Origin of the sequence: Microbacterium saperdae (assembly GCF_006716345.1) — a bacterium.
GTDB classification, from domain to species: domain Bacteria; phylum Actinomycetota; class Actinomycetes; order Actinomycetales; family Microbacteriaceae; genus Microbacterium; species Microbacterium saperdae.
In genome coordinates this window covers 1,890,063-1,903,994 of the sequence record NZ_VFOX01000001.1, presented here as the reverse complement: position 1 = coordinate 1,903,994, position 13,932 = coordinate 1,890,063, and the positions used below count along the sequence as shown (strand labels likewise).

At 68.8% G+C, this 13,932-nt stretch carries 13 protein-coding genes; 7 read left to right on the top strand and 6 right to left on the bottom strand.

Going from position 1 to position 13,932, the window contains the following annotated elements:
- From FB560_RS09075 to FB560_RS09060, 4 genes are read left to right on the top strand one after another with little or no spacing between them, the layout of a single operon-like run.
- Positions 1–1,911 (top strand): acetyl/propionyl/methylcrotonyl-CoA carboxylase subunit alpha, encoded by a 1,911-nt coding sequence (locus FB560_RS09075; protein WP_141872059.1) that lies wholly within the window; start codon positions 1–3, stop codon positions 1,909–1,911.
- Entirely contained in the window at positions 1,911–3,059 is a 1,149-nt protein-coding gene (locus FB560_RS09070; RefSeq protein WP_141873190.1) for an acyl-CoA dehydrogenase family protein, read from the top strand. The genes FB560_RS09075 and FB560_RS09070 overlap by 1 nt, the downstream gene beginning before the upstream one ends.
- 42 nt (positions 3,060–3,101) lie before the next feature.
- Complete coding sequence (locus tag FB560_RS09065) at positions 3,102–3,590, top strand: MaoC family dehydratase (protein ID WP_141872058.1); 489 nt, start codon at positions 3,102–3,104, stop codon at positions 3,588–3,590.
- A complete protein-coding gene (locus FB560_RS09060) occupies positions 3,587–4,393 on the top strand; it encodes an HpcH/HpaI aldolase/citrate lyase family protein (protein ID WP_141872057.1) in 807 nt (268 codons plus the stop codon). The genes FB560_RS09065 and FB560_RS09060 overlap by 4 nt, the downstream gene beginning before the upstream one ends.
- A 14-nt stretch (positions 4,394–4,407) precedes the next feature.
- Here FB560_RS09060 and FB560_RS09055 read toward each other — a convergent pair whose 3' ends face one another.
- Together FB560_RS09055 and FB560_RS09050 are read right to left on the bottom strand one after the other, a co-directional pair.
- Positions 4,408–4,995 (bottom strand): histidine phosphatase family protein, encoded by a 588-nt coding sequence (locus tag FB560_RS09055; protein WP_141872056.1) that lies wholly within the window; start codon positions 4,993–4,995, stop codon positions 4,408–4,410.
- On the bottom strand, positions 4,992–5,831 hold the full coding sequence (locus FB560_RS09050) for a Sir2 family NAD-dependent protein deacetylase (RefSeq protein WP_141872055.1): 840 nt from the start codon (positions 5,829–5,831) through the stop codon (positions 4,992–4,994). The genes FB560_RS09055 and FB560_RS09050 overlap by 4 nt, the downstream gene beginning before the upstream one ends.
- A gap of 116 nt (positions 5,832–5,947) precedes the next feature.
- On the opposite strand from FB560_RS09050, the gene FB560_RS09045 reads away from it, so the two are divergent.
- The gene (locus tag FB560_RS09045) at positions 5,948–6,748 is read left to right on the top strand and encodes a TrmH family RNA methyltransferase (protein ID WP_188895172.1); all 801 of its coding nucleotides are present in this window, start codon (positions 5,948–5,950) and stop codon (positions 6,746–6,748) included.
- Between the two features lie 5 nt (positions 6,749–6,753).
- On the opposite strand, the gene FB560_RS09040 is transcribed toward FB560_RS09045, so the two are convergent.
- On the bottom strand, positions 6,754–7,584 hold the full coding sequence (locus FB560_RS09040) for an SGNH/GDSL hydrolase family protein (protein ID WP_141872053.1): 831 nt from the start codon (positions 7,582–7,584) through the stop codon (positions 6,754–6,756).
- A gap of 148 nt (positions 7,585–7,732) precedes the next feature.
- Here FB560_RS09040 and FB560_RS09035 point away from each other — a divergent pair, with 148 nt between their 5' ends.
- Together FB560_RS09035 and FB560_RS09030 are read left to right on the top strand one after the other, a co-directional pair.
- Positions 7,733–9,475: a DEAD/DEAH box helicase gene (locus FB560_RS09035; protein WP_141872052.1), complete on the top strand. Its 1,743-nt coding sequence runs from the start codon at positions 7,733–7,735 to the stop codon at positions 9,473–9,475.
- A 153-nt stretch (positions 9,476–9,628) separates the two neighbouring features.
- Positions 9,629–10,726, top strand: coding sequence for a VIT1/CCC1 transporter family protein (locus FB560_RS09030; RefSeq protein WP_141872051.1), 1,098 nt, complete (start codon positions 9,629–9,631; stop codon positions 10,724–10,726).
- A gap of 12 nt (positions 10,727–10,738) precedes the next feature.
- On the opposite strand, the gene FB560_RS09025 is transcribed toward FB560_RS09030, so the two are convergent.
- From FB560_RS09025 to FB560_RS09015, 3 genes are read right to left on the bottom strand one after another with little or no spacing between them, the layout of a single operon-like run.
- Positions 10,739–12,493: a carbohydrate-binding domain-containing protein gene (locus FB560_RS09025; RefSeq protein ID WP_141872050.1), complete on the bottom strand. Its 1,755-nt coding sequence runs from the start codon at positions 12,491–12,493 to the stop codon at positions 10,739–10,741.
- 17 nt (positions 12,494–12,510) lie between these two features.
- Positions 12,511–13,272 (bottom strand): polyphosphate polymerase domain-containing protein, encoded by a 762-nt coding sequence (locus FB560_RS09020; RefSeq protein WP_141872049.1) that lies wholly within the window; start codon positions 13,270–13,272, stop codon positions 12,511–12,513.
- Positions 13,269–13,853: a DUF4956 domain-containing protein gene (locus tag FB560_RS09015; protein ID WP_229673148.1), complete on the bottom strand. Its 585-nt coding sequence runs from the start codon at positions 13,851–13,853 to the stop codon at positions 13,269–13,271. The genes FB560_RS09020 and FB560_RS09015 overlap by 4 nt, the downstream gene beginning before the upstream one ends.
- Positions 13,854–13,932 lie beyond the last annotated feature (79 nt).

Here is a 13,932-nt window from a genome sequence, read left to right as displayed (position 1 = left end):
ATGACTGATCTGTTCCACACCGTGCTCGTCGCGAATCGCGGCGAGATCGCCCGGCGCGTGATCCGCACGTTGCGCGACCTCGGAATCCGCAGCGTCGCGGTCTACAGTGACGCGGATGCCACGGCACCGCATGTCCGCGAAGCCGATGTCGCCATCCGTATCGGTCCGGCGCCGGCCTCCGAGTCCTACCTCGACATCGCCGCCGTCATCGCGGCGGCGAAGAGCACCGGCGCCCAGGCCATCCACCCCGGATACGGCTTCCTGTCGGAGAGCGTCGGGTTGGCACAGGCCTGCGCCGCGGCCGACATCGTGTTCATCGGCCCCGACATCACGGCCCTCGAGGTGATGGGGGACAAGGCCAGGGCGCGCGAGCACGTCGTGCGGCACGGTGTGCCGGTCGTCCCCGGCTTCGACGCCTCCGGACTGTCCGATGCCGAGATCGCCGGAGAGGCCGATCGCGTCGGCTACCCCTTGCTGGTCAAGCCCAGCGCGGGCGGCGGTGGCAAGGGCATGGAGGTCGTCACGTCCTCGGACGGGCTCACGACAGCTCTCGCATCCGCCCGTCGCGTCGCTGCGGCCTCGTTCGGGGATGACTCGCTGATCCTCGAACGTCTCATCCGACGCCCCCGCCACATCGAGGTACAGGTGTTCGGCGATCGGCAGGGCACCGTCCTCGCCCTCGGCGAGCGCGAGTGCACACTCCAGCGCCGCCACCAGAAGGTCATCGAGGAGGCCCCCTCCGCCGGTCTGGCGGAGGGGACGAGGGAGCGCCTGCTCGCGACGGCCGTGCTCGCCGCAGAGAGCGTGTCCTACGTCGGGGCCGGCACGGTGGAGTTCCTCGTCGACGCGGACGCCCCCGATGAGGTGTTCTTCATCGAGATGAACACTCGCCTGCAGGTCGAGCATCCTGTGACGGAGCAGGTCACCGGCCTCGACCTCGTCGCCCTGCAGATCCGTGTGGCGGCCGGATTGCCGCTCGACATCGTGCCGTCCGTGCACGGGCATGCCGTCGAGGCGCGGATCTACGCCGAGTCCCCGGAGCGCGGCTTCCTGCCTTCGACAGGGATCGTGCTGCGCTTCGATCCTCCCGCCGGTGTGCGGGTGGATGCCGCGATCGAGACCGGAAGCGAGGTCACCGGGTTCTACGATCCGATGATCGCGAAGGTCATCGCGACTGCCGACGACCGGACGACGGCGCTGGCCCTCCTCGATTCCGCCCTGTCCCGCACCGTCGTGCTCGGCGTCGACACCAACATCGCCTTCCTGCGTCGACTCTGCCGCAACGAACGGGTCATCGCCGGCGCTCTGGACACAGGGCTGATCGAGACGATGCTCCCTCTCGGCGCGACGCCGCCCACGGCAGCGATGCTCGACGCGGCGGCCCGCGCGGTGCAATGGGCTTCGGAACCGCTCCGTACGAGCGCTCTCTGGCGTGAACTGCCCGGATGGCGGTCGGGAGCGCCGTCCGCGGAGCGCGCGCAGCCGAGTTTCGTCACGGACGATGAGGAACTCCTCACCGTCGCGCCCGGCGACGATCACTCCGGGGGAGCGGCGCGGGCGGCGGTCGACGAGGAGGGCGCCGTCTGGGTGGCTCAGGACGGGATCACCATGCGACTGCGTCCGCTCGATCGACGCGCGATGATGCGACGTCGCCTCGCGGGCTCTCAGACCGACAGCGGATCTCAGGGGCCGGATGGACGCGCGCCGATGCCGGGGAGTGTCGTGGCCGTGCATGTCGAGGATGGGTCGACGGTCGCGGCGGGCACTCCGCTCGTGTCGATCGAGGCGATGAAGATGGAGCACCAGGTGCTCGCGCCGCAGGACGGCACCGTGCACCTTCTGGTGTCGGTGGGAGAACAGGTTCGGCGCGATCAAGCGGTCGCCCGTGTGACGACGGAGGAGAGTCGATGATGGAAGAGCTGACCGAGGAGGAGCGCGAGCTCGCCGGGATGGTGCGCGAGTTCGCGGAGACGGTGGTCGCGCCGCAGTCCTACGAGGCCGATCGCACCCACACGCTCTCGATGGACGTCGTGGGTCAGATGGGGGATCTCGGGCTGTTCGGTCTGCCGTTCCCCGAGGAGTACGGCGGGCAGGGCGGCGACTACATGGCGCTCGGCATCGCGATCGAGGCGCTCGGGCGCGTCGACCAGTCCATCGCGATCACGCTCGAGGCGGGCGTGAGCCTGGGGGCCATGCCGGTGTACCGGTTCGGCACCGAGGAGCAGAAGCAGACGTTGCTTCCTGACCTGCTCGCCGGTCGCGCTCTCGCCGGATTCGGCCTGACCGAGCCGGAAGCGGGAAGCGATGCCGGAGCCACCCGCACGACGGCGCGGCTCGAGGGCGACGAATGGGTGATCGACGGCTCGAAGCAGTTCATCACGAACTCCGGCACCCCGATCACCCGTTTCGTGACGGTGACGGCCGTGACGGGCAGCGTGGACGGTCGCAAGGAGATCTCCACGATCATCGTCCCCAACGGCACTCCGGGGTTCACGGTCGAGGCGCCCTACGACAAGGTCGGCTGGAACGCCTCGGACACGCACCCGCTGACGTTCGAATCCGCACGCGTGCCGGCGGGGAACCTCCTGGGCGTGCGGGGGACCGGTTTCCGCAACTTCCTCAGCATCCTCGACGAGGGGCGCATCGCGATCGCCGCATTGTCGACCGGTGCCGCAGAGGGATGCCTGGAGGCCTCCGTCGAGTATGCGAAGAGCCGGACGATCTTCGGCAGTGCGCTGAGCACCCGCCAGAACGCGCAGTTCACGCTCGCCCGGATGCGGGCCAGAGTGCACACGGCACGACTCGCCTGGCACCATGCCGCACGTCTTCGCGACGCAGGGAAGCCGTTCGCCGAGCAGGCGGCGATCGCCAAGCTGGTCGCCGGGGAGGCCGCGATGGACAACGCCCGGGACGCCACCCAGATCTTCGGCGGCAACGGCTTCATGAACGAGTTCCCGGTGGCGCGTCATTACCGCGACTCGAAGATCCTCGAGATCGGCGAGGGAACCACCGAGGTCCAGCTACTGATCATCGCGCGTGGTCTCGGGCTCGCCGGGTAGCGTGGCAGCAGGCGCCGCACGGAGCGACCGGAGGGAGTCGAAGTGACGCAGGACATCATCCAGCGCGGGCTGTACTACGAGGAGTTCGTGGTCGATGCCCGCTACCTCCACCGACCGGGACGCACCGCCACGGAGGCGGACAACGTGCTGTTCACGACGTTGACGATGAACACGCAGGCACTCCACCTCGACGCGGCCTTCGCCGATGCGCAGGAGCCGTTCCATGCGCGGCTGATGAACTCGATGTGGACCCTCTCCACGATGGTGGGCGCATCGGTCGCGCAGCTCACGCAGGGCACGCTCGTCGCGCAGCTCGGTCTCGGGGACATCACCTTCCCGAAACCCCTGTTCGCCGGCGACACCCTCTACACCGAGAGCATCGTGCTCGAGAAGCGGCTCTCCTCCTCCCGACCAGGACAGGGGATCGTGCGCATCGCGCACACCGGTCGCAACCAGGACGATACGGTGGTCGCGACGGCGACCCGATCCGTCCTCGTCCGCACTCTTCCCGAAGGGACTCCTGCACAATGACGTTCGCGCTCGGACCCGCGATCCTGTTCTGCCCCGCCGACCGCCCTGAGCGATTCCGCACCGCCCTCGAGCGCGCGGACGCGGTGATCCTCGATCTCGAGGACGCCGTGCTGCCGGCAGCGAAGGCCACGGCGCGCGGAAATCTGATCGATGCGGATATCGATCCCGATCGCGTGATCGTGCGGGTCAACGCGCCGGGAACCGAGGCGTTCGCGTCGGACCTCGCGACCTTGAGCCAGACCGACTTCCGCACCGTGATGGTCGCGAAGACCGAGGACCCGGCGAGTCTGGCCTCGTTCGACTCGCGGTTCTCGCTGATCGCGCTCTGCGAGACGGCCCGCGGTGTGCACGCGGCGGATGGTATCGCCGCGCACCCGCAGATCGTCGCCATGATGTGGGGGGCAGAGGATCTCGTCGCCTCGATCGGCGGTACGTCGAGTCGCCGGCCGGATGGGGCGTATCGGGATGTCGCCCGCTATGCGCGCTCCCGCGTCCTGGTCGAGGCCGCCGCACACGGCAAGAGCGCGATCGACGCCGTGCACATCGACATCGACGACGTGGACGGTCTCACGGACGAGGCGACGGATGCCGCCGCGTCGGGGTTTGCGGCGACGGCCTGCATCCACCCGAGCCAGGTATCGGTGATCCGAGCGGCCTACCGCCCTGATGACGACACACTGACCTGGGCGCGTGCGGTGCTCGTCGCCGCCGAGCAGGAGCGCGGAGTGTTCCGGTTCCAGGGACGTATGGTCGACGAACCGGTCCTGCGGCACGCGCGGTCCGTGGTGGCACGCGGAGCCTGATCCGGGGTTCGCGGTCAGCGCACGAAGACGGGCTCCAGCAGGCGAAGCGAGTCCGGCGATGCTTCGAACCGGTGCGCGGAGCCGTTGGCGAGGACGTCGCCGACCTGGGGGAGCGTGCCGCCGGAGACATGATCGATCACGGCGCGGATCACACCGCCATGGGTCACGACGATGAGAGACTCCGCCGTCGGTGCCGAGCGGCGACGCGCGTCGGCGGCGATCCGATGCAGCGCGGCGATCGCGCGCACGCCGACCTCGTCGAGGGACTCGGCACCGGGGACTTCGGCGTGCCAGTCGCCGAAGGTCTTGATGTAGTCGGGAACGGACATGCCCTCGCCCTCGCCGAACTCGCGCTCGCGCAGATCGGGGACGAGACCCTCGATCGCCAGCCCCAGTTCGCCGGCGATGATCTCCGCCGTCTCGCGGGCGCGCACCAGGGGGCTCGCATAGACCGCGTGGTGCGTGCCGGCGGCCAGACGTCCCGCGGCGGCGAGAGCGTCAGCCCGCCCGGTGTCGTTGAGCGGGATGTCGGTCGACCCCTGGATGCGCTTGGCGAGATTCCAGTCGGTCTGACCGTGCCGGACGAGTGTGAGCAGAGTCATCGAAGAAGTTCCTGAAGGGCGGGGAGCACCTCGCTGGTGCCTGCGGCGATGGTCACATCGGCCCAGACATCCGCGCGGGTCGGCTCATGATTGACGATGATCAGAGGGATGCTGCGACGGCGTGCTCGCTCCACCAGCCGCACGCCGGAGTTCACGACCAGCGAGGAACCTGCCACGATCAGTGCCGAACTGGCACGCAGCAGGGACTCCGCCGCGCGGAAACGGTCCTGAGGGACGTATTCGCCGAAGAAGACCACGTCGGGTTTCAGCATGCCGTCGCAGACGGTGCACACCGGGACGACGAAGCCCTCGGTGGACTCGGGAAGCACGTCGCCGTCCGGTGCCAGCGCGACGTTCTCGGGCACCGTGATCCAGGGATTGAGCTGCTCGATCTGCACGGCGACATCGCGACGGTCGAACACCTGTCCGCAGTGCAGGCACAGCACGCGACGCATGGTCCCGTGCACCTCGATGACGTGGGAGCTGCCGGCGCGCAGATGGAGGCCGTCGACATTCTGAGTGATGACGCCGGAGACGAGTCCCGATGCCTCCATCTCGGCGAGGGCCGTGTGGCCGGGATTCGGTCCTGCCTGCGCGAACGCCTTCCACCCGAGATGCCCGCCGATCCAGTAGCGCCGTCGTGCCGCTGCGTCGCCGAGGTACGTCTGAATCGTCATGGGGTCGCTGCGGTTGCGCGCACCCTCTCCGCGATAGGCGGGGATGCCGGAGTCGGTCGAGATGCCTGCGCCGGTGAGAAGGGCGATGCGCTTCCCCCGCAGCAGATCTGCCGCGTGGGCGATGGTGGCCGACAGCTCGGCAGGGTTCGACACGCTCACAGGACCTCCTCGAGCGAGTCTACGGTGCGGAGACAAGGGCAGGCTCACACGCCGTCCGCGCGGTCGGCGCAGGGTGCGGTGCGGTGCGGCACGCAGGCGGTGGCAGAGTGGACACCGTGCAACTGCAGCCTGTGACCGATCCTGACGACCGACGCCTCGATGACTATCGCGGGCTCACCGACACGGCCCTTCGCGCCCTGTCGGACCCATCGGGCGGACTGTACATCGCGGAATCGACCAAGGTGATCGCGCGCGCGGTCGCGGCTGGACACCGCCCACGCTCCGTCCTGGTGCAGGAGCGTCGGGTGGACGACATCCGGGCGATCGTCGGCGCTCTCGACGTACCGGTCTACGTCGTCCCCGACGAGGTCGCCGAGGCGGTGACCGGTTTCGCGGTGCACCGGGGGACCATCGCGTCGATGCACCGTCCCGCACTCCCGTCGGTCCGCGACGTGCTCGAAGGCGCATCTCTCGTTCTGATCCTCGAGAACATCGGCGATCACACGAACGTCGGTGCGGCCTTCCGCGCAGCCGCAGGCCTGGGTGCGGACGCCGTGCTCGTGTCACCCGGCGGCGCGGACCCGCTCTACCGGCGCAGCGTGCGCGTGAGCATGGGGACCGTGTTCCAGGTACCGTGGACGCGCATCACGGACTGGGACACCGCGATCGCCGATCTTCATGCCGCCGATTTCGACATCGCAGCACTGGCATTGCGTGATGACGCCGTGACGCTCGATGCCTATGCCGCCGACCGCCCCGCGCGCGTGGCCCTCGTCATGGGCTCGGAAGGTGACGGCCTCTCCCGGGAGGCGATGCAGGGCGCGGACACCATCGTCACGATCCCGATGTCCGGTGGCGTCGACTCGCTCAACGTCGCGTCGGCGGCCGCCGTCGCGCTGTGGTCGATGAAGCGCTGAGCCGTTCAGTCCTGGTCGGTCAGGAACACCATGGGAGAAGGCTCCGGTCGCTTCGCGGCGAGATTGTCGCCCGATGACTGGTGCCGCAGCCGGCGCAGCACCCAGGGCACCAGGTGCTCGCGTGCCCAGCCCAGGTCCTCGGAGCGCGCTTCGCGCCAGGTGCGCAGCGGAATGGGCTCGGGCTGCATCGCCTCGAGGTCGTTCGGGACGTTCAGCGCGCGCAGCGCCATACGGGCGACCTCATGGTGCCCGAGTGCGTTGTAGTGCAGGCGATCGTCGTCGAAGAAGCGGGGATCCTGCACGACCTTGAGGGCCCACTGGTCGGCCACGATGCAATCATGACGCTCGGCGATGGCCCGTACGTTCTCGTTGTAGATCGCGACCTTTCCGCGGAATGCGCGGAAGACCGGGGTGAAGGCCGTGTCGATCCCGGTGAAGAGCAGGATCGCGGCGCCCGTGGATGACAGACGGGTGACCGCGTCCTCGAGCTGCGCGGCGATCGCGTCGGGATCCGTTCCGGGGCGGATGACGTCGTTGCCACCTGCGCAGATCGACACGAGATCAGGGTGCAGCGCCACGGCCGGCTCGATCTGGTCGGCGACGATCTGGGCGATGAGCTTTCCGCGCACCGCCAGATTCGCGTAGGCGAAGTCCTCCACCTGCTGCCCGAGAACTTCGGCGACGCGGTCGGCCCAGCCGCGGTGGCCGCCGGGGGCGCGCGGATCGGGGTCGCCGATCCCCTCGGTGAAAGAGTCCCCGATGGCGACGAAACGGCGCCAGGGGTGCGGGGCCTCGTTGTCCACGTACGGGGTCCGAGTCGAATCCTGGTCGGTCATCCAGCTCTCCTTCGCGAACGTTCTGCGGCGCGGTGGTGACCGCGACGCAGTGTCAGAGCCTACCCGCAGGCGCACGTCCGGGGGAGGGGCACGCGCGGGATCCGCGGCGAGTGATCCAGTGTCCCCGGCAGCGATTATCGTGGAGTCGATGCTCTCACCGTCCTTTCCTCAGCGCGCCCCTTGGGGAACCGCGAACAAGCTGCGCGCCTGGCAGCAGGAGGCCCTCGAACAGTACTTCGCGGCGGATCAGCGCGACTTCCTCGTCGCCGCCACACCCGGGGCAGGGAAGACCACCTTCGCTCTCACCCTCGCTGTCGAGCTCATGCGAATCGGTGAGGTCAATCGCATCATCGTGGTGGCCCCGACCGAGCATCTCAAGACGCAGTGGGCCGACGCGGCGGCGCGCGTGCACATCCGCCTCGACCCCCGCTTCCGCAACAGCGACTGGGCACCCGCGCGGCATTATCACGGGGCGGTCGTGACGTATGCCCAGGTGGCCGCGAAGTCCTCGGTGCATCGGCATCTGACCGAAGACGCCAAGACTCTCGTGATCCTCGACGAGGTCCACCACGGCGGTGACGCACTCAGCTGGGGCGACGCCATCCGCGACGCCTACGGCCCGGCGAAGCGGCGCCTGCTCCTCTCCGGTACACCTTTCCGCAGCGACACGGCACCGATCCCGTTCGTCGAGTACCACCCCGACGAGTCCGGCGCACGCATCTCCCGCACCGACTACAACTACGGCTACGGTCGAGCCCTGGCCGACGGCGTCGTCCGCCCTGTGCTGTTCCACATGTACGCGGGCAAGATGCGCTGGCGCACCACGACGGGAGACGAGCTCGAGACGCACCTGGGCCAGGACAACACGAAGGATGTGACGTCGCAGGCCTGGCGCACGGCGCTCGATCCCGAGGGGGACTGGATGCCGGCGGTGCTGTCCGCCGCCGACCGCCGTCTCACCGAGATCCGCCACCACGTCCCCGATGCCGGAGGGCTCGTGCTCGCGACCGATCAGACGGTCGCTCGGGCCTACGCCAAGATCCTGCACAGCATCACGGGACAGCAGCCGACGATCGTGCTCTCGGACGATGCGACCGCGTCGGAGCGGATCGAGAAGTTCAGCGCGAACGATGCCCGATGGATGGTCGCCGTGCGCATGGTGTCGGAGGGCGTCGACGTCCCGCGTCTCGCCGTCGGCGTGTACGCCACATCGTCGTCGACCCCGTTGTTCTTCGCGCAGGCCATCGGCCGGTTCGTGCGCGCCCGCCGCCGTGGCGAGGCCGCCAGCGTCTTCCTCCCGCAGGTTCCCGTGCTCATGGGGCTCGCGAACGAGATGGACAAGCAACGCGACCACGCCCTCGACCGGCAATCGAAGGAAGACGACGGCCTGGAGGACTCGCTGCTCGAGAGCGCGAACCGCGAGGAGGAGACGTCGGATGCTCTGACCCAGGAGTTCAGTTATCAGGCGCTCTCGTCGGTCGCGCACTTCGACAGGGTGGTGTTCGAGGGGCAGGAGTTCGGTCAACTGGCTGAGCCCGGCACGCCCGAAGAAGAGGAGTTCATCGGCTTCCCTGGACTTCTCGAGCCGGAGCACGTGCATGAGCTGCTCATCCAGCGGCAGTCCCGTCAGTCCCGCCTTCGAGAGGCGCGTGAGACCGCGGCCGGGCCGGACGAGACGACGACACTGCCGGCACCGCTGCACCGCACCCTGAAGGAGCAGCGCCAGCTTCTGAACAGCCTGGTCGGACTCTACGCCCGCCAGAGAGGTGAGCCTCACGGCGCCGTGCATGCTGAGCTTCGCCGTATCTGCGGCGGACCGGCGGTCGCGCAGGCGACGGTGACACAGCTGCAGTCGCGTATCGAGGTTCTTCGCAAGCGCGTGCGCGCCTGACGGCACCGCTCGCGCTACCTCCGCGCCGCTCGGCGCGTCGCTTCGGATCCCCGAAATGCTGTCAATCCGCGTCTGAGCGGGGTGTGCGCGAGGCTTCCCGGCTAGCGTTGAACGGTTGCCCGCGCACCGGGCGCCGTCACATCTGGAGGACCCATGACAGCCCCCGCTGCCGCTGAGCCCACTGCCGCCGATCGCCGTCGGTGGGCACGCTATCTCGTCGAAGAACGCGCCGAGGGTGCTGTCTACCAGAAGCTCGCTGCGCGCAGGGAAGGCGAAGAACGGAACATCCTGCTGAGCCTCGCAGAGGCGGAACGTCGGCACGAGCAGCACTGGCTCGATCTTCTCGGGGGTGAGCCGAAGCGGCTTCCCCGAGCGGGTGTGCGATCGCGCCTGCTGGGGTGGATGGCGGGCCGGTTCGGGTCGATCTTCGTGCTCGCGCTGGCGCAGAGTGCGGAGGCGCGTTCGCCCTACGACGCTGAGCAGTACGCGACCCCCGCGATGCGGGCGGACGAGAAGGTGCACTACGAGGTGGTGCGCGGTCTGGCCGCGCGCGGGCGTCGGCGTCTGTCCGGATCCTTCCGCGCAGCCGTCTTCGGCGCGAACGACGGCCTCGTGAGCAACCTCGCATTGGTGCTCGGCATCGGGGCGACGGGGGCGAGCTCCGGGTTCGTGCTGTTCAGCGGTATCGCCGGCCTCCTCGCCGGAGCCCTGTCGATGGGGGCGGGGGAGTTCGTCTCGGTCCGCTCGCAGCGCGAGCTGCTGGCCGCCACGGAGGCGAACGACGACGCAGTCGCCGCCGTCGGTGACCTCGACATCGATGAGAACGAGCTGGCGCTCGTCTACCGTGCCCGCGGCATGGAGCAGGAGGAGGCGTTGGAGCGTGCACGCCTCATCGTCGCTGCCGCACAGGCGGGCGTGCGTCGCGCGGCCACCGGCCCCGTGCGCACGCACGGGGGAGAGGACCACGACATCGTCGGCAGCGACTGGACGGCCGCGATCTCCAGCTTCCTGCTGTTCGCCTCCGGGGCGATCATTCCGGTGCTCCCGTGGATCTTCGGACTGCAGGGGACAGCGGCCGTGGTCCTTGCCCTGATCCTGGTCGGCATCGCCCTGCTGACCACGGGTGCGATGGTCGGCATCCTCTCCGGGGGACCGCCACTGCGCCGAGCGCTGCGTCAGCTCGCGATCGGCTTCGGCGCGGCGGCGGTCACCTATCTGCTGGGACTGCTGTTCGGAGTCGGCGCCGTCTGAGCGGTCGTCCGCTCAGGGCTGGTCATCGTCGGTGCCGCCAGGGCGGGTTCCGCCCGGCATCCCGCCTCCCTGCTGTCCACCCTGCCCAGGGCCCATCCCGCTGGTGCCGCCTTCGCCGGCGGTCACCGTGGTCGACGATCCATCCACGACCACGTCATACGTCGTTCCGGACATGATCTCAGCGCCGGAGTAGACGACGGTCGAGAACGAGGTGTCCGCGGTGTATTCCGCGACGACCGTCCCGTCCGCGACGATCTCGACTGTCGATCCCTCCGTTCCCGATGCCGTCGCGAACACCCATCCCTGCGCGGAATCGGTGGACGGCGCCATGGCCATGCCTGCGCTTCCCGCGGCGAGCAGCGTCCCCCCCGAGACGTCGAAAGTGCCGTTGACGTCGATGGCGCCGTTTCCATCGTTCGTCGGTCCCCAGATCGTCAGGGTGCCGCCGGACATCGTCGCGGAGCCGTTCGAGTCGAAGCCGTCCCCGCCTGCGTCGATCGTGGTGTCACCGCCGGAGATGGTGATCATCTCACCGCTGTCCTGCATGCTCTCACCGCTCCCGGAGGAGGCGTTGAGGCCGTCGTCGGATGCCGTGACGGCGAGTTTCCCTCCCGCGATGCTGATGTCGGTGCTCTCGAGGCCCTCATAGCTCGCGTTGATGGTCGTGTCGCCTCCGTCGATCGCCAGTGCCGTGTCCGCATGGATGCCGTCGTCGCCCGAAGCCAGGGTGAGCGTGCCGTCGTTCAGGTGCACGGCACCGTTCGAGTGGATGGCGTCGTCGGCGGCGTCGGCGTCGATGGTTCCGCCTTCGACGACCACGTAGACGCCGCCCTTGACGGCCTTGGCCGACACGTCGTCCGCGAGCACCGCTGAGGCCCCGCCCCCGCTGTCGAGGGTCAGATCGCCCGCAGTGATCACGACGTCCGTCGCCGCGGAGACGGCATCGCCGGCGCTGGTCACGTGAAGCTCCCCTCCGGAGATCCACACGTAGCCCTGGCTCTCGTCCGCGTCCTGATCGCTGGACAGTCCGTCTCCACCCGCGGTCACGCTCACCGTGCCACCCTCGATCGTCAGGGAGTCCTTGCCCCGGAGGCCGTCGTCGGCCGCTACGACAGTCACCGTGCCGCTGAGGATCTTGAGGTCGTCCTTGCTCGTGATGCCGTCGTTTCCGTTCCCCTCGACGGTGAGCGAACCGGTGCCACTGATGGTGAGGTCCGCATCGCTGTACAGGGTCGCGTTGACCTCGGCGTCGTCTGCATAGCTCCCGGCATCGGACAGCGTGTTGTCGCTCCCGTCGGCGAGCACCAGGGCCGCATCGTCGGCGCCGGTGATGGCGATCGCGGCGCCGTCGGGGTTCGCGATCTCGGCGTCATCGAGGATGATCGCGACCACCGCGTCGTCCGGCGCCGCGACGATCACGGAGCCGGTGAGGGAGCCGGTGAGGCGATACGTTCCACCGGCGGAGATCGTCACGGTGCTCCCCTCGACAGATGCGCCCTCGCCCTCGACCTCGGCACTGTCGCCGGTCAGGGTGATCGTCGTCTCCGCGGTCGTGGCCGCTTCATCCGCGGAGACAGTGGTGGCGTCGGCGTTGTCTGCCAGGACCTCTTCGGCCGTGAGAGAGGCGTCGACGTTCTGCACGGATGCCGTCTCGGTCGTGGCGGCCGGGCTGTCGGCATCTGCCGTGACGGCGGTGCAGCCGGCCAGGACGACACCGGTCAGCACGAACGGTGCGGCGGCGAGGAGGATGCGGTTCTTGGTGCGCATGAGAGTCTCTCTTTCGATCAGGCGGCGGTCGCCGTGGGGTGGAAGCGTCGGCGCAGCACGCGCGCCCACTTGTTCGAGGGAAGGTCGGGGCGCAGGGCGGCGAGCCCCGTGCCGTACTTGCTGATGGTCGAAGGGCGGATGCCGTGACGCCAGAGCAGTCGGTCCATGTCCCCGGTGCGCAGACCGGACTTGGTCTCGATGATCACCAGCCCGGGAACCCGGAGCTGCCGGCCGTCGGCGAGTTCCCATGAGAGCGACGCGTCGATCGTCGCGCGACCTCCGCCGGTCGGGGCGAGCAGAGTCGTACGGTGGTAGCGCGTGGCGAGGGTGGGCAGGAGCTCGGCGGTGTCGAGGTCGTGGATGCCGAGGGCGTCGAGGCCGAGCGCCGCGTACTCCCTGCCTTCCTCGGTCAGTTCGTCCCGTGCGGCGAACTGGTAGCCGATCCGCTCCTTCACCGTCGCGCTGCGGGCCCCACGCGTCTTGAGCTCGAGGAAGGCGTCCTCGGTGTCGACGTAACTGCGGGTACGGAGCTTGAACCTGCGGCGCCGTCCGAGCGCCGCCATGCGGAAGCTGAGGAGATCGGCGGTGTCGAAGTAGTACGACTCGTAGGCGAAGGAGCGGCGACCCTCCATCGTGAGAACTCGGGTCCGCGCGGGCAGCGCGGCGAGGACGGTGGCCGCCTCATCGACGGTCATCGCGTACTTGCGGTCGACACGGGTCTGTAGGGCTGCCTCGGCCACGAGCTCCTCGAGGCCGACGGGGTCGAGTCCGGCCATCATCGTCGTGCTCCTGCCAGTGCGGAGCTGACTTCGGCCGGCGCTCCGATGCGGTAGCGCACGTCGACCTGCGTCGTGTCGTTCACGAAGTCGAGCTGAAGGATCGACACCTGCGTGACCGTGCCGCCGAGTACCCGCTCGAGCTGCGCGACGAGTTCGGATTCGTCTCCGATGGCTCGGTCCAAGGTCATCGTCAACTGGCGGGAACGGGACAGGAGACGCGGATGGTCCGCGATGAACATCGCGACGATGATCAGGGCCATCAGTCCGAGTGAGACGGGGGAGAGGGTGCTGCTCAGACCTGCGATGAGTCCGAGCGCGAGTGAGGCGAAGTAGTACGCGACCTCCCGTTGCGAGATCTCCGATGAGCGCAGCCGGATGATCGACAGCACTCCGAACAGTCCGAGACCGAGCCCGAGGGCGACCGAGGTGCCCGCAAGCACGACGGCGACAGCGAGCACGCCGACGTTCACCCCGACGAATGCGACGACGAGGTCCCGGCGTCGGTGACGCAGGTAGTAGATGCCAAGGGCGAGGATCGTGATGGCGACGAGGTCGGCGGCGATCATGACGAGCGTGTACACGGGAGAATCCTTCGGTCGGGGTGGAGGTTCTCCCATTTGGACGCACAGGCCTATGCGCTTCCTATGTGCTGTCTATGCC

What these genes read in the sequence shown, in the direction of transcription:
- FB560_RS09075 (WP_141872059.1), top strand. Translation starts at nt 1, where the DNA reads ATGACTGATCTGTTCCACACCGTGCTCGTCGCGAATCGCGGCGAGATC.
- FB560_RS09070 (WP_141873190.1), top strand. Translation starts at nt 1,911, where the DNA reads ATGGAAGAGCTGACCGAGGAGGAGCGCGAGCTCGCCGGGATGGTGCGC.
- FB560_RS09060 (WP_141872057.1), top strand. Translation starts at nt 3,587, where the DNA reads ATGACGTTCGCGCTCGGACCCGCGATCCTGTTCTGCCCCGCCGACCGC.
- FB560_RS09055 (WP_141872056.1), bottom strand. Translation starts at nt 4,995, where the DNA reads ATGACTCTGCTCACACTCGTCCGGCACGGTCAGACCGACTGGAATCTC.
- FB560_RS09040 (WP_141872053.1), bottom strand. Translation starts at nt 7,584, where the DNA reads ATGACCGACCAGGATTCGACTCGGACCCCGTACGTGGACAACGAGGCC.
- FB560_RS09035 (WP_141872052.1), top strand. Translation starts at nt 7,733, where the DNA reads ATGCTCTCACCGTCCTTTCCTCAGCGCGCCCCTTGGGGAACCGCGAAC.
- FB560_RS09030 (WP_141872051.1), top strand. Translation starts at nt 9,629, where the DNA reads ATGACAGCCCCCGCTGCCGCTGAGCCCACTGCCGCCGATCGCCGTCGG.
- FB560_RS09025 (WP_141872050.1), bottom strand. Translation starts at nt 12,493, where the DNA reads ATGCGCACCAAGAACCGCATCCTCCTCGCCGCCGCACCGTTCGTGCTG.
- FB560_RS09020 (WP_141872049.1), bottom strand. Translation starts at nt 13,272, where the DNA reads ATGATGGCCGGACTCGACCCCGTCGGCCTCGAGGAGCTCGTGGCCGAG.